This window comes from Photobacterium sp. DA100 (assembly GCF_029223585.1).
In the GTDB taxonomy this organism is placed as follows: domain Bacteria; phylum Pseudomonadota; class Gammaproteobacteria; order Enterobacterales; family Vibrionaceae; genus Photobacterium.
On the sequence record NZ_CP119424.1, the window covers coordinates 648,938 to 671,151 of the forward strand.

Annotated in this window: 21 protein-coding genes; 12 read left to right on the forward strand and 9 right to left on the reverse strand. The window is 45.8% G+C overall.

Going from position 1 to position 22,214, the window contains the following annotated elements; genetic code table 11:
* Positions 1-48 precede the first annotated feature (48 nt).
* The 4 genes from PTW35_RS20655 (at position 49) to PTW35_RS20670 (ending at position 3,938) form a co-directional block, all read left to right on the forward strand.
* Positions 49-537, forward strand: coding sequence for a cytochrome c (locus PTW35_RS20655; RefSeq protein WP_281028764.1), 489 nt, complete (start codon positions 49-51; stop codon positions 535-537).
* A gap of 81 nt (positions 538-618) precedes the next feature.
* Complete coding sequence (locus PTW35_RS20660) at positions 619-1,806, forward strand: MFS transporter (protein WP_281028765.1); 1,188 nt, start codon at positions 619-621, stop codon at positions 1,804-1,806.
* A 141-nt stretch (positions 1,807-1,947) separates the two neighbouring features.
* Positions 1,948-2,403, forward strand: coding sequence for a cytidine/deoxycytidylate deaminase family protein (locus PTW35_RS20665; RefSeq protein WP_039458964.1), 456 nt, complete (start codon positions 1,948-1,950; stop codon positions 2,401-2,403).
* A 146-nt stretch (positions 2,404-2,549) separates the two neighbouring features.
* Positions 2,550-3,938, forward strand: a complete 1,389-nt coding sequence (locus PTW35_RS20670) for an IS4 family transposase (RefSeq protein ID WP_281025132.1) — start codon at positions 2,550-2,552, stop codon at positions 3,936-3,938.
* Positions 3,939-3,995: 57 nt separating this feature from the next.
* Here PTW35_RS20670 and PTW35_RS20675 read toward each other — a convergent pair whose 3' ends face one another.
* On the reverse strand, positions 3,996-4,877 hold the full coding sequence (locus PTW35_RS20675; RefSeq protein ID WP_281028766.1) for a patatin family protein: 882 nt from the start codon (positions 4,875-4,877) through the stop codon (positions 3,996-3,998).
* A gap of 116 nt (positions 4,878-4,993) precedes the next feature.
* Here PTW35_RS20675 and PTW35_RS20680 point away from each other — a divergent pair, with 116 nt between their 5' ends.
* Together PTW35_RS20680 and PTW35_RS20685 are read left to right on the forward strand one after the other, a co-directional pair.
* The gene (locus PTW35_RS20680) at positions 4,994-5,506 is read left to right on the forward strand and encodes an O-acetyl-ADP-ribose deacetylase (protein WP_281028767.1); all 513 of its coding nucleotides are present in this window, start codon (positions 4,994-4,996) and stop codon (positions 5,504-5,506) included.
* 294 nt (positions 5,507-5,800) lie between these two features.
* The gene (locus PTW35_RS20685; RefSeq protein ID WP_281028768.1) at positions 5,801-6,346 is read left to right on the forward strand and encodes a hypothetical protein; all 546 of its coding nucleotides are present in this window, start codon (positions 5,801-5,803) and stop codon (positions 6,344-6,346) included.
* A gap of 106 nt (positions 6,347-6,452) precedes the next feature.
* Here PTW35_RS20685 and PTW35_RS20690 read toward each other — a convergent pair whose 3' ends face one another.
* Both PTW35_RS20690 and PTW35_RS20695 read right to left on the reverse strand, forming a co-directional pair.
* Positions 6,453-8,132 carry an RluA family pseudouridine synthase gene (locus PTW35_RS20690; RefSeq protein ID WP_281028769.1) on the reverse strand — a complete coding sequence of 560 codons (1,680 nt, stop codon included), beginning with the start codon at positions 8,130-8,132 and terminating at the stop codon, positions 6,453-6,455.
* A gap of 218 nt (positions 8,133-8,350) precedes the next feature.
* Entirely contained in the window at positions 8,351-9,739 is a 1,389-nt protein-coding gene (locus PTW35_RS20695; protein WP_281028770.1) for a class II fumarate hydratase, read from the reverse strand.
* Between the two features lie 272 nt (positions 9,740-10,011).
* On the opposite strand from PTW35_RS20695, the gene PTW35_RS20700 reads away from it, so the two are divergent.
* Positions 10,012-10,290 (forward strand): PepSY domain-containing protein, encoded by a 279-nt coding sequence (locus tag PTW35_RS20700; protein WP_281028771.1) that lies wholly within the window; start codon positions 10,012-10,014, stop codon positions 10,288-10,290.
* A gap of 99 nt (positions 10,291-10,389) precedes the next feature.
* On the opposite strand, the gene PTW35_RS20705 is transcribed toward PTW35_RS20700, so the two are convergent.
* Positions 10,390-11,778, reverse strand: a complete 1,389-nt coding sequence (locus tag PTW35_RS20705; protein ID WP_281028772.1) for an alpha-amylase family glycosyl hydrolase — start codon at positions 11,776-11,778, stop codon at positions 10,390-10,392.
* Between the two features lie 364 nt (positions 11,779-12,142).
* On the opposite strand from PTW35_RS20705, the gene glgC reads away from it, so the two are divergent.
* Positions 12,143-13,360 (forward strand): glucose-1-phosphate adenylyltransferase, encoded by a 1,218-nt coding sequence (glgC, locus tag PTW35_RS20710; RefSeq protein WP_281028773.1) that lies wholly within the window; start codon positions 12,143-12,145, stop codon positions 13,358-13,360.
* A complete protein-coding gene (gene glgA / locus PTW35_RS20715) occupies positions 13,350-14,867 on the forward strand; it encodes a glycogen synthase GlgA (RefSeq protein ID WP_281028774.1) in 1,518 nt (505 codons plus the stop codon). The genes glgC and glgA overlap by 11 nt, the downstream gene beginning before the upstream one ends.
* Positions 14,868-14,972: 105 nt before the next feature.
* Here glgA and PTW35_RS20720 read toward each other — a convergent pair whose 3' ends face one another.
* Positions 14,973-15,278, reverse strand: coding sequence for a metalloregulator ArsR/SmtB family transcription factor (locus PTW35_RS20720; protein WP_281028775.1), 306 nt, complete (start codon positions 15,276-15,278; stop codon positions 14,973-14,975).
* Positions 15,279-15,714: 436 nt separating this feature from the next.
* On the opposite strand from PTW35_RS20720, the gene rsgA reads away from it, so the two are divergent.
* On the forward strand, positions 15,715-16,758 hold the full coding sequence (gene rsgA, locus PTW35_RS20725) for a ribosome small subunit-dependent GTPase A (RefSeq protein ID WP_281028776.1): 1,044 nt from the start codon (positions 15,715-15,717) through the stop codon (positions 16,756-16,758).
* Between the two features lie 80 nt (positions 16,759-16,838).
* Here rsgA and PTW35_RS20730 read toward each other — a convergent pair whose 3' ends face one another.
* From PTW35_RS20730 to PTW35_RS20740, 3 genes are all read right to left on the reverse strand, one after another.
* On the reverse strand, positions 16,839-17,435 hold the full coding sequence (locus PTW35_RS20730) for a murein L,D-transpeptidase catalytic domain family protein (RefSeq protein WP_281028777.1): 597 nt from the start codon (positions 17,433-17,435) through the stop codon (positions 16,839-16,841).
* A gap of 142 nt (positions 17,436-17,577) precedes the next feature.
* The gene (locus PTW35_RS20735) at positions 17,578-18,513 is read right to left on the reverse strand and encodes a bile acid:sodium symporter family protein (RefSeq protein ID WP_281028778.1); all 936 of its coding nucleotides are present in this window, start codon (positions 18,511-18,513) and stop codon (positions 17,578-17,580) included.
* A 283-nt stretch (positions 18,514-18,796) separates the two neighbouring features.
* Complete coding sequence (locus PTW35_RS20740) at positions 18,797-19,576, reverse strand: transporter substrate-binding domain-containing protein (RefSeq protein ID WP_281028779.1); 780 nt, start codon at positions 19,574-19,576, stop codon at positions 18,797-18,799.
* A gap of 337 nt (positions 19,577-19,913) precedes the next feature.
* Here PTW35_RS20740 and PTW35_RS20745 point away from each other — a divergent pair, with 337 nt between their 5' ends.
* Both PTW35_RS20745 and PTW35_RS20750 read left to right on the forward strand, forming a co-directional pair.
* Complete coding sequence (locus tag PTW35_RS20745) at positions 19,914-20,846, forward strand: endonuclease (protein WP_281028780.1); 933 nt, start codon at positions 19,914-19,916, stop codon at positions 20,844-20,846.
* A 341-nt stretch (positions 20,847-21,187) separates the two neighbouring features.
* Complete coding sequence (locus PTW35_RS20750; protein WP_281028781.1) at positions 21,188-21,499, forward strand: hypothetical protein; 312 nt, start codon at positions 21,188-21,190, stop codon at positions 21,497-21,499.
* 27 nt (positions 21,500-21,526) lie between these two features.
* Here the strand turns inward: PTW35_RS20750 and PTW35_RS20755 are convergent, their stop codons facing one another.
* Positions 21,527-22,207 carry a hypothetical protein gene (locus PTW35_RS20755; RefSeq protein ID WP_281028782.1) on the reverse strand — a complete coding sequence of 227 codons (681 nt, stop codon included), beginning with the start codon at positions 22,205-22,207 and terminating at the stop codon, positions 21,527-21,529.
* Positions 22,208-22,214 lie beyond the last annotated feature (7 nt).

Below are 22,214 nucleotides of genomic sequence, written 5' to 3' on the forward strand. Positions count from 1 at the left end.
AATCAAAACTTGTTACCTAGAATAACCAGCTGAAAAGGGAGTATTGAAATGAAGAAGAAGCAATTACAGACAGTGATGCTGAGTGTAGGTTTAGGGCTTGCCCAGATATTCTCTGTAGCTTCGATGGCGGCGGAAAGTACCATTGAGGAAGCCGCTGACAAAAGTCTCGAGCATAGCATTGCACAACGTCAGCATGCGTTTGGCCAGATTGAAAGAGGAGTGAAACAGGCAGGAAAGGAGCTCAAAAATAAGCAGGTTCATTGGGAGAGCTTGGAGCAAGTATCTCTAGAGTTGCATGAATCTTCGACCAGCTTGCTGCCATTGTTCCCCGAAGGAAGCCAAGATGGCAGCAAAGCCAAGGAGAGCGTTTGGCAAGACAAAGCGAAGTTCGATAGGTTGCTTCATGAAATGGATAAGGGGTTCGAGCAGCTTTATCGGGCAGCAACAAATAAAGACAATACTTCCGCTCTGCAAGGGCTCAAACAAGCACAGTCAACGTGTAAATCGTGTCACCGGCAGTATCGCTCTCGTTGGTAGTGGCAATGATTTTACATAGCCTTTTTTGGTCGGGCTGTTAAGCTAGTTGAATATTCGTTTATCAGTAACAGTAGGGAAGCTATGCTCGCTAATCGCCAAGTTCAGGGTTGGAAAACACCACAGAACTTTTTGATCTTAATTTCAATTATTGTTCCGGTTGCTTTTTCAAGCTGGCAGGCGCTACTTAATAACTTTGTGATTGAAGAGGCTGCTTTTACAGGCGCTGATATCGGCTTGTTACAAAGTGTGCGTGAAATACCGGGGTTCTTGGCCTTTACTGCCGTATTTGTTCTGCTGTTTATTCGCGAGCAGCGGTTTATGATCCTTTCGCTCGCAATGTTAACGCTCGGTGTTGCACTAACAGGTTTTTTCCCTTCTGTGGCCGGCTTACTAATGACAACCCTGTTGATGTCTACAGGGTTCCACTACTTTGAGACGCTTAAACAGTCCCTTTCCCTGCAATGGCTGCACAAAGATGAGGCGCCAGAAGTTTTGGGCAAACTGATTTCGGTCGGCGCGCTAGCTTCGCTATGTACCTATGGAGCCTTATGGCTGATGCTGGAGCAGCTTCAATTGTCGTTTAAGTGGGTTTATCTCGTAACCGGGATGGCTGCTTTTGCCGTGTTGGTATTTGTCGCTTTGGCTTTTCCAGAGTTTAAAAGTGAAACTGTACAGACTAAGAAACTGGTTTTTCGCAAGCGCTACTGGCTGTACTACGCGCTGACGTTTATGAGTGGTGCGCGCCGGCAGATATTTATTGTCTTTGCCGGCTTCCTAATGGTTGAAAAGTTCGGCTATTCTGCCGCGGACATTACCCTGTTGTTCTTAATCAACTATCTGTTTAATTGGCTATTTGCGAAAAAAATCGGCCGTTTTATCGGCAAAGTGGGCGAGCGTAAGGCCTTGGTGTTTGAATATGTGGGTTTGATTTGTGTGTTTGCTGGCTATGCCATTGTGGAGCAGGCCGAGATGGCGGCAGTATTGTATGTCATCGACCATCTGTTTTTTGCCCTGGCACTGGCGATGAAAACCTATTTCCAGAAAATTGCCGACCCTGCCGATATGGCTTCCACCGCCGGAGTGGCATTTACCATCAATCATATTGCAGCTGTTGTTATTCCGGTTAGTTTTGGGTTGCTTTGGTTATCGTCACCCTCTGCTGTATTTTTCGCCGGTGCCGCCATGGCCGGCGTGTCGCTGCTGTTATCGCTGAATATTCCGGCTAAACCAGAAGAGGGCAATGAGGTGAGGGTATTAGCTTGGCGCTAAAAGACACATTCATTGACAAGGTCGGACTTGAGTGACAAGCATAAGTTTTGCATCATATATCCCATTGATTTCAAGACTGGCTGTTTGGCGTATCTTGAACTCGTGGAACAATACCGATAAAGAGTAAAAAAGGTAAAGATCATGATTTCGAAATGGGCAGTGCGCTTTTTTCAAATGGCGGAGCTAGTTGGCTCATGGAGTAAGGATCCCTCTACGCAGGTTGGTGCTGTGATCACCAAAGGAAACCGTATTGTCTCTGTTGGTTTCAACGGTTATCCTCATGGCGTTTCAGACAGTGCCGACACGGATGATCGTGAAATGAAGCTACTGAAAACACTTCACGCAGAGGAAAACGCCATTTTGTTTGCTAAGCGTGATTTGGCAGACTGTGACATTTGGGTCACTCACTTCCCTTGTCCTAACTGCGCCGCAAAGATTATCCAGACGGGCATTTCAACGGTCCATTGTCCTGAGCAGACGGAAGACTTCCTGTCACGCTGGGGCGATAAAATTCAAGTTAGCCAGGAGATGTTTGAGCAGGCAGGGGTAAGTGTAAACTGGCTGCCGCTTAATGAGCTGGATCGCAAGGCTAATTAAGTTCAGTGACATCACTTGGTAAGAGAAAAGGCTGCATTGGCCTGTCTCTTATGCACAAATCCCCGAGCATGCTCGGGGATTTTTTTTTGAACTCACTTTCGAAGTTGTGATCTGATCATTTAATAGCTATTAAATGGATGATTAAGATGGATAAAAATACTCATGAACAATGGGCAGATATGCAATTTGGGCAAGCTAACCTCAACGACCCTAGACGAACTCAGCGTTTAGTCTCTTTAGCGGCTTCACTTGCTCAACAGCCAGGAGTTGCTGTGTCAAAATTATCCCTCTCACCTGCTGATATGGAAGGGGCATACCGGTTTATTCGTAATGACCATATCGAACCAAAAGATATCGCTGAGGCGGGGTTTCAAGTAACTGCTCAAAGAGCCGCAACCCATCCCATTTTACTCGCCCTTGAGGATACAACCGCTTTAGTCTTTAGGCATCAATCGGTTAAAGGTGAACTAGGGCATATTAATCAGGGAGATAATAATCGAGCCATCTTGGCACATTCGATTTTGCTTTTTGCTCCACAAAACCACGATATTGTTGGCTTAATTGAGCAGCAAATGTGGACCCGTGACATATTGAAACGAGGCCAGCGACATCAACATGCTTCGCGGCCTTACAAAGAAAAAGAGAGCTATAAGTGGGAAAAGGCCTCTCAGAACATGGTTGAACGATTAGGCACTAATATAGATAAAGTGATTTCAGTATGTGACCGTGAGGCTGATATCTACGAATATCTGGCGTACAAAGCGCAAAATAATCAACGATTTGTTGTGCGTTCAATGCAGAGCCGATGTATCAAAGAGCATGACAACAAACTCTATGACTATGCTGAGCAATTACAAAATGCGACGCCTAAAGTCTTGCATATACCTCAAAAAGGGGGACGTAAAGCGAGAGATGTCGTCCTTGATATCAAGTACGCAAAAGTCACACTGAAAGCACCAGCCAATAAATCATCTCAGCCCGATACCGCTATGTATTATGTCAGTTGTGTTGAACAAGGCGATAGAAAAGACAAGCTCGCTTGGCACTTACTGACATCTGAAAGGGTCACAAAAGCAGAAGATGCGGAACGCATTGTCAGCTATTACGAACACCGCTGGTTAATTGAGGACTACCATAAGGTCTGGAAAAGTGAGGGGACAGGAGTTGAAGAGCTCAGAATGCAAAGTCGAGATAATTTAGAGCGGATAAGCGTCATTTTAGCATTTATAGCCACACGTTTATTACAGTTACGCTTTATGAGAAAAACGTGTTCTCAGGCTGATCATAACTGTGAAAAGGTATTGAGCACACAAGCTTGGAAGTTGTTGTGGTTGAAAATGGAGAAGAAAACCATTCCCGAGTCGCCACCCAATATATCTTGGGCTTATGAAAACCTTGCAAGAATGGGGGGATGGAAAGATACCAAACGAACAGGAAAGGCATCAGTGAAAGCCCTATGGGAAGGATGGTTCAAGTTACAAACCATCCTTGAAGGCTATGAGCTAGCAATGTCTCTTGACCATCAAAACTTGTGATCAAGAGACAGGCATTGGCAGCCTTTTTCGTTAATGGCAAAGTGACTCTGGCCACCGTCAGATGCAAAAGTGACAGTTCTCTTCGGTAAGGCCGTGCCGGCCCATAAGATTAGCTATATGTGAATGCCCAGCTTCAACGCCCATCAAGTACCCCTCTTCTATTGTTCCTGGCTTCATCGTCAGGCGTTTGACCGGAAAATTCTCTGGGGGGGCAATGACTTTTACTACCGAGTCAGCCGGCGGATTGCGGATAAATTCCAGTGAGGCGTTATAGTTCTCAGCACGGTGCAGTATCGCCTCGGCAACCCCGGGATAGCGTGACAATAATTTTTTCATCAACCAAGGGTGCTTGGTTGGGTTCATGTGATAACTCAAAGGGTGTGAAAGAATTACCGTAATATCTCTTGCTCCGCGACGGTAGGCCTCTTTCACGGGGATTGAATCGGCAACCCCTCCGTCGGTGTAACACCCCCCAGAAAAACAGGGTGGGGTTTTAACTGCAATCGGTAATGCTGCAGATGCAACCATCACATCCTTTATGTTGGATTCGGTAATGCGATAATAGTCGGCATGGCCATTGGAGACATTGGTGACGGTTGCCCAGATGGGAATAGAGCTGAACAAGGTTCGTTTATCAATAGGGTAGCGGCGATTAGATTCTTTCCATAGCCAGTTTACATCGACTAAATCCCCACCTTTTAAAAAGCGTCTGGGGTTAAAGAACCTGTTGCTTGTCGCCAACTCTGTGATCACGTTATAGCTGCGCTTGGGTTGATGAGAAAGGTAGCCTAGCAGGTTGGAAGCACCGGCTGAAACGCCCATTGCAAAATCATAAGGGCGAAAGTCGGTGGCCATAAAGGCATCGAGTACACCACTGGCAAAAATTCCACGCATTGCACCGCCTTCTACTATTAATGCGCGGCTGTTATCAAACACCATACAAACCTCATTATCTCGAATATGCGCTAAGGTTACGCTGAGCACTTCGGAAACGATATTTGGTTTTATTTATTGCTGTAATCAGTGTTTTCTAACATGCCAGTGGGGAGGGGGAGATGTCTATCAAGATCATTCAAGGTGATATCACATCGGCAGCCGTAGATGCGATAGTCAATGCAGCCAATCCAACCATGTTAGGGGGCGGCGGGGTTGACGGAGCCATTCATCGTGCTGCAGGCCCGCAGTTGTTGGAAGCGTGCCGCAAGGTTCCCGTTATCAACGGGGTGCGCTGCCCATTCGGAGAGGCAAGGATCACCCCAGCTGGAAAACTACCAGCAAAATTCGTGATACACACCGCGGGGCCTATTTATTCACAATCCGCAGCTCCAGCAGAGGTGCTGGCTTCCTCGTACCGTAATGCTTTGCGGCTAGCACTGGGTAATGGATGTAAGAGTATAGCGTTACCCGCAATATCATGCGGTGTATACGGTTATCCTCTGGATGAAGCGGCTAAAATTGCAGTTAGTGTGTGTTTGGAAGGAGAATTCAAATGCTTAGATAAGATTTTTTATCTATTCAGTGAAGAAGTTGCGAATGTATGGTTGCGGGAATTAAACCGAAGTATATGAAATTGCTTTAATATGGTGAGCTATAAACAGGATTAGCCACAAACTATCCCCAGAAAATGTGGATAACTCTTTTTATTGCCTGGGCGAATACATTGGTCGTTTTTTGGCGGGCTGGGGAAATGTTTTGTAAATCAACGTTATTATGTATTGTGTGGGATTTTTAAGTCTATGTTAATGGCTGGTTTTCCGTTTTCTTTTAGTGTTTAATTCTGTTTCAGTTATCGAAAACGCTTGTTTCGTCAGGTTTTCGCCATTAGTATCTACGCCGAATTTTACCTTTTTGGAGATACTTGAATGGACTTTATCGTCGAAGTGCTGGGCTGGACCAGTGTCGCTTTTTATATTTCACTGACTATTTTCAATAGTATGAAAGCAACACGCTTTGCCGCGTTTGGTTCTGCTGCGAACGATACGGTTTGGGCTTTGTTGATGGGCTGGTATCCAAAGGTAATTCTTAACCTCGCAGTAGCGAGTATTAATACTTATCGCTACGCGAAAGATTTCATGAGCGTATCCAAGACGTTACTGATTGCATTGGGTAGCGTAATGGCGGCGGGTATCGGTTACATTCTCTATGTTGCAGTCTCTTCATTTATTGCAGAGCCGACGTTGGCAGTAGGCTTTCAGTTCTTGGATTTGGGTATTATCCTAACGGCCATTTACATGACTAGCCTGCGTAAATACCGCGTACTTATGCTGATGTCGGGTTTCGTCGGTATGGTTGGCTACTATGGCAATCCTCAGATGATGATTATCAAGGCGTTGGTGATTGGTATCATGTCTTATAAGCTATACAAAAATCAGGATGACAGCACGCAAGCAGTTGCCGCCCAGTCTTAATAGCATGCATTGAATAAGCCCCGGTACCGCTTTGGTACCGGGGCTTTTTTATGGTAATTACTTTGATGATAGAGCTGTGAATGACTGCTCTATCATGGTACGAGAGTTAAAACTCAGCGTCGACTTGGAACGTCATCGGCTCACCGGTAATCGGGTGGCTAAGCTCCAATCGTTCTGCATGCAGGTGAAGGCGGTTGGCTTTGACGCCATAAAGGTCGTCACCAATAATTGGCATGTTTAACCCCAAAGAGTGGGCGCAATGAACTCGTAGCTGGTGAGTTCGGCCGGTTTTCGGATACAGGTGCACTTTGGTGTACTTGTCGGTACGGCTGATCACTTTCCACTTGGTTTCGGCAGGTTTTCCGTGCTCGTGGCAGATCAACTGGCGTGGTCGGTCATCAAGATCGCCACGCATTGGCAAGTTGATGTAACCAGTATCGTTCTCCAACACACCATCAATCAAAGCGGTGTAGCGTTTCTTGACCGTGCGCTGGATAAATTGCTTCTGCAGGCTCTTGTTGGCACGTTTAGATATTGCGATAACCATCAAACCCGATGTCGACATATCCAAGCGATGGACAATTAATGGCCCCGTGGCATCAGGAAATTGATGCTTCATCCGCAAGTAAACCGAGTCTTCAATGGTTTTCCCCGGTACAGACAAAAACTCAGCAGGCTTGTTGACCACTGCCATATCATCATCTTGATAGATAATCTCAACGCTTTTCCCTTCCGCTGGGTTAGTTAGCAACGGGTTGTCGTCAAGAGCCATACCTTCGAGCATGTGGGTAAGGATCGGCTGGCATTTACCCTGACATGCAGGGTAGTAATGCTTGTGGCGACGTATTTCAGATTTCGGCGAACACCCCCACCAAAACTCAGCCATCGCTAATGGTGTCATGTTGTGTTTGAACGCGTAATGTAGCAGTTTTGGGGCTGCACACTCACCGGCGCCCGCGGGTGGGACACCTTGCGCTGTGCCGGTGAAGAGTTCGCCAAGGCATTTCTCTCTACCATGGATATTGAGAAAGCGGTATTGTTCAAACAACCGCTGTTGTAAAGATGAAGACAGATTACGGCGCTCTTCAATCAGTGGGTCAATGACATTCTGCATTTGATCGAGTTGCTGCTGCTTATTGGCAATCTCAGCCTCCCAGTAAAGCTTAAGATCGCGCAGTTGGAGCTTTTCGATCACACTTTCCTGGCTGAGCTGCTTTTTCAGGTCATTGCGTTCTTCAGGAGCAAGATCGGCTCCAGCCGCACGTTTAGCCTTGCGCACTTTTCTCGCTTCAACCATGTTACTGCGATGCTTCGCCAGCGCTTCATCGGCCGCGGCTTGAGCCTGCATCAATGCCTGTTTGGCATTGGCTAACTCGGGGTTGGCTTCTAGGCTCCGGATCTGCTGGGTAAGCTCAGTGATTTCGGCTTGGCCGCTGAGGAAAAAGCTGCCTTCTGCGAGCATATCGAAGACAGGTGGGACAAAATGCGGCAACAAGTTTTGGTCGGCCATTTTCCCCGAGAAGGCAGAAAGAAAGCCAATGTCGCCCTGCTGGTTCTTAACCAGCAAAACGCCGAACATTTTCCCGATAGCATTATTTGTATCACCATCCAGGCCAAAGTTATGCTCCCAGTCGCTTTGCGTCTCAAGGTGCTGTTGGAGTTGTTTGGCGGCAACGAGGCATAGCGGGTGTGGTTCGTAGTAGAACGGGTATGTAAAACGCTCGGGCAGTGAATAGTGCTCGATAGAAGAGGTAAAAGGCGTAAAACAGTGTTCCGGTGCGTGCATAAGCTGATCTATGGTGAAGTTATCCGGTCCTATCGCTTCAGTGAGAGGCGATAGGGATTAAGGGCGGCAATTCTACCTGTTCAACGAAGTGAGATCATCTTTGGTGAGGATTTTCAATAACGGCATGTGTAAAGTCGCACCAGTAAGCGTCGCAATGGGGGGGATAGTCAAGGCACGCCTGTTTCCACCCCTGCGCTACCCAGTTATCAATTGTTGTTTCATTTATCGGCTACACCGCCTTGGGTTAAATGGCGGGGCTCCAGCAGTTTCTCCAGTTCGGCTCGGCTGAGATCGGTTTCTTCCTCTGCAACATCGATGATATCGCGTTTCTCTTTGTAAGCTTTTTTGGCTATTTCGGCGGCTTTCAGGTATCCAATAATCGGGTTGAGTGCTGTGACCAAAATAGGGTTTCTGGCAAGGGTGTTATTCAGTGATTCCTGATTCACTTGGAACGAATTAATGGCTTTGTCGGCCAGAAGCTCTAATGAACGGGCGAGCAACTCGATACTTTGCAAGATATTGTAGGCAATTACGGGGAGCATGACGTTGAGCTGGAAATTACCCGACTGACCTGCAATTGAGATGGTTGTGTCGTTGCCAATCACTTGCGCAGCCACCATCGCGGAAGATTCCGGGATAACCGGATTTACTTTCCCCGGCATAATTGAAGATCCAGGTTGCAGCGACTCAAGCTCAATTTCACTCAGCCCGGCTAGTGGACCAGAATTCATCCACCTCAAATCATTACTGATTTTCATCAATGCAACGGCTGCGGTTTTGAGTTGCCCAGATAGGCTGACAATCGCATCCTGGCTACTGATGTTATAGAAGAAATTGTCACTGACCGAAAAATCCACTTCGGTTGACACAGATAGGTTATTGACAAAAATAGCCGGAAATGCGGGAGCTGAGTTGATTCCTGTACCGACAGCCGTCCCTCCCTGACCCAATGCAACAACATTATCCAGTACCATTACGATCCCCTGGCAAGCCTTGCTCAACTGGGTCTGCCAACCTTCCATTTCTTGCCCCAAGGTCACTGGCATTGCATCCATTAGGTGGGTTCGACCTGTTTTGGTGATATGGCCAACTGCGAGAATTTTTTTCTCGAGGGTATCGATAATATGATCAAAGGCTGGAAGTAATTGTTTATGGCAGGCGAGGGCAGCGCTGACTTGTATCGCCGTGGGGATCACATCGTTACTGCTTTGCCCCATATTGACATCATCATTAGCGCTCACCGGTTTGTCGAGTTTTTGTGTGGCCAGAGTGGCAATGACTTCATTGGCATTCATGTTTGAGCTTGTACCGGACCCTGTTTGGAAGATATCAATCGGAAAGTGCTCGAGATGCATGCCATCTATGATCTCCTGGCAGCTATCAATGATGGCATGGGCTTTGTCGAAATCGAGTAATTCTAGCTCTAGGTTGCTCCTTGCTGCGGCTTGTTTAATGAAAGCCAGCGATTGGATGAACAGGTGGGGCATGGGAAGGCCGCTTACCGGAAAGTTATCAATCGCGCGCTGTGTCTGGGCACTATACAGCGCCTTGGCTGGGACTTTCACTTCTCCCATGCTGTCAACTTCTTTGCGGTATCGTGATGTCATTGTGTCCCCCTACGGAAACAGAAATGAAGCTGTTACCGACAAGCTTAGATGTAATTCATGAAACTGAGATAATTTACTGAGAATTGACGTGCCGAGAGGGAACTTTAGTTAGAATCGCGAAAATGAAGCGCTATATACGCATTTTTGGAACCATAATCAGCGTAAAAGAATAAAAATGCGTGATGTATTTCACACCTTGCTTGTCGTGTAAGCAAGCTATTGCGTTTAGTTTTGATATTATGCGCTGAGTAGTCATAGTTACAGGTGGATGTATGAAAGTGTTGTTCAAGTCTCTGTTGGCGGTGCTCACAGTAAGTAGTTTTGCTCTGCCTGTCTATGCTGATCCGGTAGAACCTTCTGCAACACCGGAGCTAACGGTACCAAAGGCAATGCGAATGCTACAAAGTCAAGGATATCACGATTTTCGCAAGATCAAGGTCGAGCGAGATGAACATGAGATTGAAGTAGAAGCCAGAAATGCCGATGGCCATAAAGTCGAAATCGAGATGGACCTATTTAGCGGGAAGATCCTTGCTGTAGAACGTGATTAACGAGCAAGCTTTAACCCCTTAATTTTGAAAAGCCGCGCTAACTGTTCTGTCGCAGAACGGTGTTATACGCGGCTTTGTTGTTTCGATAGATACCAATGACTAATTGATTACGCTTGAATTTACCAACATCGCGCAGCTACTCGGCTCTAGTCGGTAACTTCCAGCTGTTTGGCTGCATGACGCGCCATTGCTACCGGTGTCTACCAGTACTGAAAATTGGCCGGCAGGAAGCTCAATGTTCAATGGTTCAGTCCCTCGGTTGATAGCGACAATCCCTTTTTCTGCCCGGCAAAAAATAAGGTGATCTTCTCCTTTGGAGAGTACAGCCATAGGCTGTCCCTGCATCAAGTTATGGAAGGCAATCATTTTGATCAAAACCGGATCCTTCCAGCAGTCTTTCCATCTCGGTGAGCCATTGCTAGCCGTAATGTCACTGGTGTCTAAATCACTATAAATTAGCGGTACCCCTCCATCACGCCCCAAAATATAGCAGTAGGCGAATAGCTCATTGTGTTCGGCCATTACTTGATCCAAGAACACATCATTGTTGGGAATATCATGCGTGATGGCAAAGGTTATGGCCCTATCAAAGGCTAACGCTTGTCCGACTGAGTAGGGGTTGCTTAATTCAGACAGGGGCTGACCTTTTTCAAACACATTGTACATAGCATGAAACAGTGGGAAGTCATACGCTCCTAAGCTGGTCCCTTTTAGGTAGGGGGCTAAGAAAAGCTCATACTCTTCCTTGGATGCGCCCCCATCAGTAATGATTTCACCGAAAATATGGACATCCTTACTGGCTTCCTTGTCCCAGACGAGCTGGATATGTTCGAGTGTCAGGTGTTTGGCCGCATCAATGCGGAACCCCTTTATCCCTAGCTGTTTTAAGCTATTAATATAACATTTCTGTTGTTTTATTACATTTTGGTTGCATTTTAGTGTAGGTAAGCCGGGATCCTCATTACCGCCACTGATCCTGCCGTGCTGGACCTCCCAAGGGTCAGCCCAATTTTTTATCGGAAACGCTTTTACGAAATCCTGCTCAGTAAACAGAGGCTTGGTGATGTCTCCAAATAATTTCAGTTTATCGTAATGATCTGCTGCCTGGTGATACTCATCCAATATCTGCTTCGAGGGGTAATTAAGATCCTGTCTGGCCTTTGATTCGTTGGCCATGTGGTTAAAGACAACATCGACATAAACATGCACGTCATGCGCATTCAATATGGCTGTCATTTTTCTGAAATCGTCGGTGTTGCCCAGCTGGTTGTCTATCACTCGATAGTCTTGAGGTTGGTAGCGCTGCCACCATTCAGTACCATCCTCATGTTTGTATGATTTTAGCGGAGGAGAGACAAGGACGGCTTTATAGCCTGCATTCGCAATGTCTTTAGCATACTGCGTGACTCGATTGTACGGCCAGTCAAAGGCGTGAAGAATGACATTGGTCGCTTTGATTTTCGTCATAGTAGTATCGCTGGTTGTCATGGTTAGTGTCCCTTCAGTGAACTGAGCGCAGTCTATCGTGGTGTGATGAAAAAGTATTCAGCTGTTTGATTAAAAAAAGGGGAGGAGATGCGGGGGAGTAGTTCGAAATTATTAAGGAGCTGTTTAAATAATGCGCATACTGTAAACAAAAGAATATTTTATTGGTATTTTTTTGTTGTTTGGTTTATTGATATTCCTACCACTAAGGATGAGGTGGTAGTAGGTGAAGTAAAAAGCAGTGTTCAAAATGTAATTTTACTATATTTTTGAAATTATTCACCAAATTGCAGTGAAAGGCTATTCTAATCCCCCATTGGAATATGTTATATATGACTATGATTGCTTACTAACAAGGAGGTACACCATGGCTGGTGTTTTAGGAATGATTTTGGCAGGTGGCGAAGGTTCACGTCTGCGTCCATTAACAGATACAAGAACCAAACCTGCGGTGCCATTTGGTGGCAGTTACCGCCTTATTGACTTCGCACTGAACAACTTTTTGAATGCTGATCTGATGAAGATCTATGTTCTGACTCAGTTCAAATCTCAATCTCTGTACGTGCACATGAAGAAGGGCTGGAATGTTTCTGGGATCACGGGGCGTTTCATTGATCCTATTCCGGCACAAATGCGGATGGGTAAGCGCTGGTATGACGGCACTGCTGATGCTATCTACCAGAATCTGCGTTTTATTGAACTTGAAGAACCTGATCAGGTTTGTATTTTTGGCAGTGACCACATCTATAAAATGGATGTGAAACAAATGCTTGATTTTCACCAAGAGAAAAAAGCCGAGCTAACGGTGTCTGCCTTGCGCATGCCTGTAAGTGAAGCAAGTGCCTTCGGTGTTATCGAGGTTGATGAAAATGGTTGCATGGTTGGTTTTGAAGAAAAGCCCGCTAACCCTAAATCAATTCCTGGTGACCCAGAGCATGCACTGGTATCGATGGGTAACTACATCTTCGAACGGGAAACCCTGTGCAAGGAGCTGGAAGAAGATGCGATTGATGAAAACTCAAGTCACGATTTCGGCAAGGACATCATTCCGAAATTATTCCCACAAGGGAAGGTTTTTGTTTACGACTTCACAACCAATATTATCCCTGGAGAGAAAACAGCGGGTTACTGGCGTGATGTAGGTACGATCGAGTCTTACTGGCAGGCGCACATGGATCTGCTTTCGGAAGACGCGCCGTTCTCGCTTTATAACCGTCAGTGGCAACTACACACCTATTACCCACCGCTACCACCTGCGACCGTTCTAGATAGCGATGACTGTAAAGTTGATATCAACAACTGTATGATTTCGGCAGGTAGTTATATCCGTGGTGCTAAAGTACACAGGTCTGTGCTGGGTTTCCGTACCAATGTAGATCATGACACCACTATCAGTGAGTCAGTGATCTTAGGTGATGTGAAGATCGGTGCTAACTGTTCCATCCGTCGCGCGATCATTGACAAGAATGTGATGATTGCTCCGGGAACAGTGATTGGTGAGAATCTGGAAGAAGACAAGAAGAAGTACCACGTATCTGACGAAGGGATTGTTGTGATACCAAAAGGAGCAAAAATTGGTTACTAGGAAGAAATCTAACTCTAAGCCACTGCAAATCTTGTTTGTAGCTTCAGAGGTAGACGGATTGGTCAAAACCGGAGGTTTGGCCGATGTCGCCAAGTCATTGCCTTCAGCCTTAAAGGAATTAGGGCATGATGTGCGTGTAGTGATGCCTCTTTATCGTAAAGTACCGAATGCAGATGAAGCGGTTGAACTGCTTGATACTGAGCTGGTGGCAACAACTCAGCCGCAGCCAGCACCGTATAAAGTTAAACAGCTTCACAATGGTGATGTACCGGTATACACCATTGATGCGCCAGGGTATTTTGACCGCCCTGAATTGTATGCAGAAAATAACGAAGGTTACCGTGATAACGGGGAGCGCTTCGCTTTCTTTAGTGCTGCGGCCTTGGATATGTGTGAAAAGCTGGGTTTCAAGCCTGATGTTGTTCACTGTAACGACTGGCACACAGGCCTGGTTCCGTTTTTACTCAAAACACGTTATGCCGATGATGCGTTTTACGCCAATACTCAAAGCGTCATCAGTATCCATAATGCAGTGTTCAAGGGTACCTTCAATTACGACCAGTACAGCTTGATCCCTGAATTGATCCAGAAGCGTTATCTGCAACTTGAAGATGGCGCGGCAAATATTAGTATGCTTAAGGCGGGTGTGCTATTTGCCGATAAGGTTAATGCTGTGAGCCCCAACTATGCCAAAGAATTGCTTACTGAACTTGGCTCGCACGGTATGGCGGCCGATTTCCAGTGCCGTTCTGATGTGCTCTACGGTATCGTCAATGGCTGTGATTATGGCGACTGGAGCCCGGAAACGGATCCGTACATCAAGCAGCATTTCAAAGCCAGTAAAGTCAGTCTTTCTCGCGGCAAGAAGGCGTGTAAGCGTGATTTGCAGCAGCAGGTGAGCCTGCCGCAGGTGGATGTGCCGGTATACGGTATGGTTTGTCGCCTGACTGAGCAAAAGGGGATTCAATATCTTCTGCCTGTACTGCGTGACTTTTTGGTTAACGACGTGCAGTTGGTACTGGTGGGCAGTGGCGACCCGAAACTGGCTGATGCACTTCGTGAAGTGAGTGTCGACTTTGCCGACAAGTTTGCCTTTATCGAAGCCTACGACAATCCACTGGCACACTGCGTTGAAGCCGGTTCTGATTTCTTTCTGATGCCATCACAGTTCGAGCCTTGCGGTTTGAATCAGATCTACAGCCTTGCATACGGTACATTACCGATTGTTCGTGGTGTGGGAGGCCTCAAAGATACCGTTATCGATTACGATGCTACACCGCAGTTTGCAACAGGCTTTGTTTTCGATGATCCGACACCGGAGGCACTGCTTATCAAGATGCAGCGCAGTTTGCTTTTTTACTGCCAGCGTCCTCAAGAGTTCAAGCGCTTGCAGCAAAATGCGATGGCGTGCCGTTTTGAGTGGAAAGATGCTGCGGAGCAATACCTGCGGATGTATAAAGGTGAAGAAGAAACGGTACTTGAAAAAAAACAGTCTGAGAGCGCTTAACTGTTTGACTTTGTAGTGTTTTGAGTTGATAGAGCCCTCGTTGTGAGGGCTTTTTTTGTGCGGTAAGGCTATTGGTAATAACGTTCTCTTGAACCGCGCAAATGGCTATTTTTGCTCTGTGCACTTTTCGTCAATACAGCATTCATCTTTTAGAAAACCAATGACAGCGTCAAGCTGTTCGTATTCTGCAACACAATATAGGGTGCGGCCTTCGCGGCGTTGAGTGAGCAGGCCAGCTGAAACAAGGCTTGCAATATGATGGGAAAGTGTCGAGCCCGGAATAGCGAGTCTTTCCTGCAAGCTACCTACCGGTATTCCCTGAAAACCAGCACGAACAACAGCTTTATAAATGCTTAGACGAGTCGGGTGACCCAGCTCTTTGAGCGCCTTTGCGACAATTTCAATTTCCATAGTCGGTTATTCCAGAAAGAATCTTGATTCGATATTACTGGAACGATTTCTTCTTCGCCAGAGAAAGGGATAAAATCTTGCCTGGAGACAAAGCATGAGTGATAGCTGGCTAGCCCTGGAAGTAAAAACGAACACTGAGGCTAGCCATTTACTGTCTTTCTGTTAACATGCAGAGAAAGCAAATTAAATAGATAGGAGATAAAGATGATTGTATTTCGTACCCACTCGGCAAAGAATGTGAAGACAGCGCGATAAGCGATTTGGTGTTGATAGTCACAATCAACAGTAATCAGCGATACTGACGTAAGTTTTTTCACTTCCTTTCTTTTGCCCGGTGTTTTCTACCCGGGGTCTACATAAACTTATTTGACCCTAAATTCTCTTTGATACGCATAATCAGAGCCAAACATGTATCGGCTTGTGCGTGGGGAAAATAATGAACTCAATTATTACACTTAGCCAACTTGGTTGGCAGCCAGTTTTTCAACAGCAACTAACGCTTGAAGACTACGAACAAGCAAAAATCGCCCGCATTTTAGCGCATCACCGCAATGGCTATGCCCTGCAGACAGAAAGTGGCTCGGTTTTGCTTGAGATCCACCACTCTTTGCCAGCAATGACAGTAGGGGACTGGGTACTGATTGATAGCGATAACCGCTTTATTCGTCTTTTGGAACGCGTTTCTTTATTTAGCCGAAAAGCCGCTGGTGCCAAGGTTGCTGAACAGTATATCGCCTCGAATGTCGATACGCTGTTTATCGTCTGCTCTTTGAACCAGGATTTTAACTTAAGCCGCATTGAGCGCTATTTAGCAATTGCCCGTGAAGCGAATGTAGAGCCAGTAGTGATCCTGACCAAAGCGGATTTGTGTGAAGATGGCGATATTAAACGCCAACAAGTACAAGCCCTTGACCCAATGCTGATGGTCGAGGTGCTTAATGCGTTGGATGCATCATCATATAAGGCGTTGGAGTCATGGTGCCGGATAGGTAAGACAATCGCATTCATGGGGTCGTCCGGCGTGGGCAAATCAACCCTAGTCAATACGCTGATGGGGGGGGAGGTGCAGCAAACGGGCAGTATCCGCGAAGATGACAGTAAAGGGCGCCACACGACAACGTCACGTTCATTGCACTTTATGCCTTCCGGAGCAGTGTTAATTGATACTCCTGGAATGCGCGAGTTACAACTGACAGACTGTGAAAGTGGTGTGCATGAAACTTTTGCTGATATTGAAGCGCTCAGCAAGCACTGTCGCTTCAGTGACTGCCAGCATCAAGCTGAACCAGGTTGTGCTATTCAACTGGCGCTGGAAAGTGGAGAGATAGATGAGCGGCGACTGCAGAATTATTTCAAGTTGCTAAGGGAGCAGGCCAGAAATACCGCGACCCTGAGTGAGCTTCGAAATAAAGATAAGCAATTTGGCAAGTTGTGCCGTTCAACACAAAGCCAGAATCGGCAACGCAAGAAAGGCTACTAGGCACAGTTAAATAAATGAAGTTGTAATGACAAAGCCTTGCTAGGTTGTTTAGCAAGGCTTTTTATTCAGCTATGCGCGGGTTAATGGTGTACGAAAATATACTCACTTTCCTTAATCCTATCGATCACATCTCTTAAGTTATCAAACGGGATCGCAAAGCATCCTTCGCTACGCCCTAGCATTCCATTGTGTTCCAAATACTTTTTACTGACGTAGTGGGCACCATGTACCACAATAAAACGGCTTCGTGCTTTGTCGTTTATCCCAACTTCGAGTCCATCAATACGGAGTGAGTAGCCATTGACGCCAAAATACGTTTCTCCGGTTTTGAAAAGCCCTCCCGATGATTGATTGGAGCCATACACATTAGAAAACTGTGTGGGGAGTCGGTAGCCTGATTGTTTGGCATGTGCCACTAAGCTTTGGTGCAAGATGTGACCTGACTCTGCGTCCACAATGAATAACCGTTCCACCTCTGATGTCAGGGTGTAATCGATAATAGTAAAGCTGGTAGCATCTATTCCTAGACCGTTTGAGCGCGAGATAGCATGGTCAATTAAATTTGATTTGAAATGTGCGGGCTGTGAAAGAGATACACCATGGTTTGGTGAAGATGAGCTACAGCCTGATAGGATGCTGATAATGAGGAGTAGCCTAGTAATATCAAAATAATTCACGTTTCACTCATAAAATTATCAATTACTTATGACTGTCTTAGAGCGACAAATTATTGTCATACTTAAATGTTGATGTGGGAATGAGAGGTTAACGAGAGGGGACAGGAAGGGCACGGCGCTGTATTACGCCGTGCCTCAGATACTAACAAGCAGGCGAAGCTTTGTTTTGTTTGTTTTGCTTGTTGGCCCAGTAGCCGGCCAGCAGTGAGCCGGAAATATTGTGCCAAACTGAGAAGATGGTGCCAGCAATGGCGGAAGCCGGAGAGAAGAATTTCATTGCCAATGCTGTTGCAAGTCCTGAGTTCTGTAGACCTACCTCGAAGGCGATAGTGCGGCAGGTTGACTCTTCAAAGCCGAGCAGACGACATGAATAATAGCCTGCAATTAAGCCAATTCCGTTGTGGAGGATGACGGCTAGGGCAACTACCGAACCAATCTGGCTTAGGTTATTGGCATTAAGGGCAACCACAATTGCGATTATCAACACGATAGCAACCATTGACACCAATGGCAGTAGGGAGTGAATTTTTTCAACGGCTTTTTGGGCAAAGGTATTGATAACAAGGCCAATGCTAACTGGAAGCAAAACAATTTTCACTAGACTCATCAGCATTGCTGAGACAGGGACATCAACGGTTTGCCCCACCAAAAGCTCAACAAGCAGCGGGGTAACAATGACGCCGAGCAGGGTTGATATAGCTGTCATGGAAATCGACAGAGCAACATTTCCTTTGGCCAGAAAAGCCATTACATTGGAAGAAGTACCACCAGCGACACTGCCAACCAATATCATACCAACCGTCAACTCGATACTGAAACCCAATAGCAAACTGATAAGCAAAGCGGTAAGAGGCATGATCAGAAATTGCAGGATTACCCCAATGCCCACGGCTTTTTTGTGCTGAGCCACGTTGACAAAGTCTTTGGGTGATAGGCTGATGCCCATCGCCAGCATAATAATGGTTAGCAACGGGACGATTTGTGTTTTTAGCCCGACAAAGAGGCTGGGTGAGATATAAGCCAGTACCGCAAACAGTACAGCCCACACGGGGAATAATTGGGTGATCCTTCCTATCATTATGGCTTCCTTTTAATGTTATCGACTAAATTTGGGAATGGATTTTTTTAAATGTGTGACAAATATATTTCCATAAAGCCTATTGATAGAAAAGTGAAGAAATGGAATAAAGCAAAAGATATTATTGAAAGCTCAGTAGCGTAATGGATATAGCAAGTTGAATAATCAGCCTGGTTATAAACGTCTCGATTCAACCTTATGCTAGAGAATCATGCTGGTGGTGTTAGCGAAGGTATAGGTACAGTGCCACGGATTGCCGTGGCACTATTGCAATACGAAAGGGTTAGAGCTTTATACCCATATTTTTATCAATAATTTGCTCGAGCTGGCCATTTTTTTCGAGTTTGGTCAAAATTGCATTGATGCGTGCTTTTAGCTCGATATCCTTGGGCATCATTGCCGCAATGGTTGATTCTGTGAACTGCTGATCAGGCATAGAGCGGCACAGCTCCTCATGATGCCTGGCACGGTAATCGGCTTCGACGGAGTCGGTGATCATCAGATCGACTGTGCCATCAAGAATGCGGTCGTATACATATTTGTTAGTTGGCTCAACATGCAGTTTGGCCTTTGTTAAGTTAGCACGGGCAAATTGCGCATTCGTGCCGCCCTCGTTAATGACAACTGTCGTCGATGGTTGGTCAATTTTCTCCAGTGTATTGTACTGATCGACGTGCTCGCATAATGTGATAGGGCTTTTCCCGTAACTGTAATAGCTCGAAGAAAAATCAGCATACTCCAGGCGAGCTGCATTAACCGAAATCCCGCTCATGCCAAGGTCGTATTTACCAGCCTTGAAGTCTTCCATCAGGGTTGGCCAACTGGTCGGCACCAAGGTTAATTTTACGCCCAGCTCATCAGCAATGATCGCCGCGAGATCATGTTCGATTCCGACATAGCTCCCATCACTGAGTTTTTCGGAAAACGGCATGTAGTCGCCGGTCACACCAATGCGGATTTCATTGTTTTGCGTGATTTTATCTAGCGCTTCACCGGCTAATGAAGGCATGGAAACTAGGGTTGCAGCCCCAAGCAAAGTGGCAGTTAAAAATGTTGGCTTCATGTTCACTATCTTATGTTGTGTTTGGTCTGGTCTTTCTTCGTACACTGCTGAAAAAAGGTGTAGCGGGGCTGTGATGGGCCTCTGTCTGCTTTCCAAACCAACATAATTGAACTGGAAAGTAAGCGCAAGAGAAAATGTCAATGGTGTTGGTGTTTTCGGGTGTTTTGTTTGGTGTAATTATTTCGTTACAGTGTGTTCGGGGAGGGTAGAGATGCGAAGTCGTTGCATTTACGCTTTACGCCAGATGATTACCCATAACAACTTAATCTACCTATCGAATTATCTATAGTGTTGTGTCATTCTAGTGCAACTTATCAATACCTTTGCTGCATGAAATATGACAAAAAAACTGCTTCTACCCATATTTGCTCTTCTTTTATCGACAACTACCTCAGCGACACCGAATAATTTTAGCCATGCCAAAGTGTTAGCGAAGGAGAATGTTTATTTCGACCGTACTGACAACGGTACGTTTTATTGTGGCTGTAGCTATACCTTCATGGGAAAAAGTGGTGGGCGCGTTGACCTCGATAGCTGCGGTTATGAGGTGCGCAAAAACCAAAACCGAGCCCAACGGATCGAGTGGGAGCACATCGTTCCCGCCTCAAACTTTGGCCGCGCGAGGCAATGCTGGCAGGAAGGTGGCCGTAAAAATTGCGTGAAGAATGATCCTGTTTTTGCTGCTATGGAAGCAGACATGCACAACCTGACACCTTCTATAGGGGAAGTTAATGGTGATCGTTCGAACTTTAACTTCAGCCAGTTCAGTGCTCCGGCCAGTCAATATGGACAGTGTGAGTTTAAAGTTGATTTCAAAAGCCGCTTGGCTGAGCCGAGGGACGAAATCAAAGGCCAGATAGCACGAACCTATTTCTATATGTTTGACCGCTACAACCTAAATATGTCGGACCAGCAACAACGACTGCTGGTTGCGTGGGATAGACAGTTCCCTGTCACTCAATGGGAGCTTGAGCGTAACCGACGTATCACAGAGCAAATGGGCAATGATAATCCGTTTGTGACAGGGAAGAAGGTGTGGAATATCGGCCATAAGAATAGCGGAGATGGGCTGAAAACATCGTTAACCGGAAGCAAAGAAGCGGATGTTGAACCGCTAGAGCTGATCCGAGGGAACAAGAACAGCAAGGTATATCACCTGCCTGTGGGGTGCCCGAGCTACGATCGGGTGAGCCCAAAGAATGTTGTTGATTTTAAGTCAGAACAAGAGGCCTTATCGGCAGGATATCGCAAGGCCGGCAATTGTTCATAAGTAATATGTAAACATGGCTGGGTTAGCAAACCCAGCCAATGTCCTTTTGGTGTTGCCCCTTCTGAACTATAAATGCATTCTTTGAACGTATTTTGTTCTTCAAAATAGAGAAATGAGATTGCAGCAATTGAGGGTTTTACTGGCTTGTTAGATATAAATGCTGAAATCAAAGAGTGTTTCTAAATGTAATTTCTTATACGGTCTCATTTCTAGCTATTTGTATTGGTAAAAAAATGTAGCCGATTGAACGGACGGACACGGAGCAAATCTGAGCTTTTCGATAATAAAATCTAATGATAATTTTGTTTTAATTCAGAAATGTTGATACGTTAAGGAACGTCATGGAAAGCCTAGTGGTATTGTTAGCTGCGATCTTATGGACTGCCGGACGGTACTGCGTACACACGGCTGCTGAATGGCAAGCAAAGCCTTGGTATATCAAAGGCCTTGCTATAACTTTTGCACTTTTTCCGGCACTGCTTTTTTTCCATTGGGAGCAACTCGTCACCTCCGCAGCTTATTTGTCTAACAACCAGGTAATTGCCTGCGAAATATCAATGCGCTTGTTTCTTATTGTTATGGCCATTCAGAGCCTAATGGGAATCGTGTTTATTGTCAGTTCCTACCAAGCTAAGAAAAGTGAAAACGATTAGTACACCTGTGCCGGCAATCCAAGTGGATTACTCTTTCTCCGGATCTCTTGTTGAAGGGAGGCTGATCAACCCTGTTCCGGCATCTCGAATAATGTTTACAGGAGAAAGGAGTACGCCTTTGACCGCACCTTGCGTCGCTTGCTGAGTAAGTTGTTCACTTTTTTCCACAAGCTCATCGGTTTTCGCCAGCATAATCGGTACATCATTTCGCAATTGCTCTGATTCAGCAATGATCGCGGGGATGGTGGTTTTCCTATATCCCTTGCTTTCAATGATGACGGCCGGAATGACATTGGTTCGATATTGTTTTAGTTCATCTAAGGCGACAGGCAGCGTGGTGCTGTTTACCGTCTCGACTGTTTGCACCAGTAATGGAATGGTTTCATTGCGGATGACTTTGACTTCATCTAACAACTGTGGAATTTTTTTATCCACGGAGGCAACAGTTTGATTTACTCCATCGATTGTGGCCTTGATATCATCAGCAAGATCCAATGCCTGTGGTGATAATTCTTCAAAGGTTTTTGCCAGTAATAACCATTGTTCAATTTCAAGTTTGTCTGCAGTCGTGTTGATTTCAGCCATCATTTGCGGGTAGGTATCAACTACCTTATTTATCGTATTGGTAAAAGAATAGATAGTATACCCCAAATAAAAAATTGAAGTAGCAAGAACAAGCTGTATCGCGGTGCCCAATCGGTTTTGCATAATTATG

Bases quoted from the DNA above. Each gene is read 5' to 3' on its own strand.
- PTW35_RS20690 (WP_281028769.1), bottom strand. From the start codon at position 8,132: ATGCACGCACCGGAACACTGTTTTACGCCTTTTACCTCTTCTATCGAG.
- PTW35_RS20695 (WP_281028770.1), bottom strand. From the start codon at position 9,739: ATGACATCACGATACCGCAAAGAAGTTGACAGCATGGGAGAAGTGAAA.
- PTW35_RS20685 (WP_281028768.1), top strand. From the start codon at position 5,801: ATGGACTTTATCGTCGAAGTGCTGGGCTGGACCAGTGTCGCTTTTTAT.
- PTW35_RS20735 (WP_281028778.1), bottom strand. From the start codon at position 18,513: ATGATAGGAAGGATCACCCAATTATTCCCCGTGTGGGCTGTACTGTTT.
- PTW35_RS20660 (WP_281028765.1), top strand. From the start codon at position 619: ATGCTCGCTAATCGCCAAGTTCAGGGTTGGAAAACACCACAGAACTTT.
- PTW35_RS20745 (WP_281028780.1), top strand. From the start codon at position 19,914: ATGACAAAAAAACTGCTTCTACCCATATTTGCTCTTCTTTTATCGACA.
- PTW35_RS20675 (WP_281028766.1), bottom strand. From the start codon at position 4,877: ATGGTGTTTGATAACAGCCGCGCATTAATAGTAGAAGGCGGTGCAATG.
- PTW35_RS20665 (WP_039458964.1), top strand. From the start codon at position 1,948: ATGATTTCGAAATGGGCAGTGCGCTTTTTTCAAATGGCGGAGCTAGTT.
- PTW35_RS20750 (WP_281028781.1), top strand. From the start codon at position 21,188: ATGGAAAGCCTAGTGGTATTGTTAGCTGCGATCTTATGGACTGCCGGA.
- PTW35_RS20670 (WP_281025132.1), top strand. From the start codon at position 2,550: ATGGATAAAAATACTCATGAACAATGGGCAGATATGCAATTTGGGCAA.
- PTW35_RS20720 (WP_281028775.1), bottom strand. From the start codon at position 15,278: ATGGAAATTGAAATTGTCGCAAAGGCGCTCAAAGAGCTGGGTCACCCG.
- glgC (WP_281028773.1), top strand. From the start codon at position 12,143: ATGGCTGGTGTTTTAGGAATGATTTTGGCAGGTGGCGAAGGTTCACGT.
- PTW35_RS20700 (WP_281028771.1), top strand. From the start codon at position 10,012: ATGAAAGTGTTGTTCAAGTCTCTGTTGGCGGTGCTCACAGTAAGTAGT.
- PTW35_RS20740 (WP_281028779.1), bottom strand. From the start codon at position 19,576: ATGAAGCCAACATTTTTAACTGCCACTTTGCTTGGGGCTGCAACCCTA.
- PTW35_RS20655 (WP_281028764.1), top strand. From the start codon at position 49: ATGAAGAAGAAGCAATTACAGACAGTGATGCTGAGTGTAGGTTTAGGG.
- rsgA (WP_281028776.1), top strand. From the start codon at position 15,715: ATGAACTCAATTATTACACTTAGCCAACTTGGTTGGCAGCCAGTTTTT.
- PTW35_RS20755 (WP_281028782.1), bottom strand. From the start codon at position 22,207: ATGCAAAACCGATTGGGCACCGCGATACAGCTTGTTCTTGCTACTTCA.
- PTW35_RS20705 (WP_281028772.1), bottom strand. From the start codon at position 11,778: ATGACAACCAGCGATACTACTATGACGAAAATCAAAGCGACCAATGTC.
- PTW35_RS20680 (WP_281028767.1), top strand. From the start codon at position 4,994: ATGTCTATCAAGATCATTCAAGGTGATATCACATCGGCAGCCGTAGAT.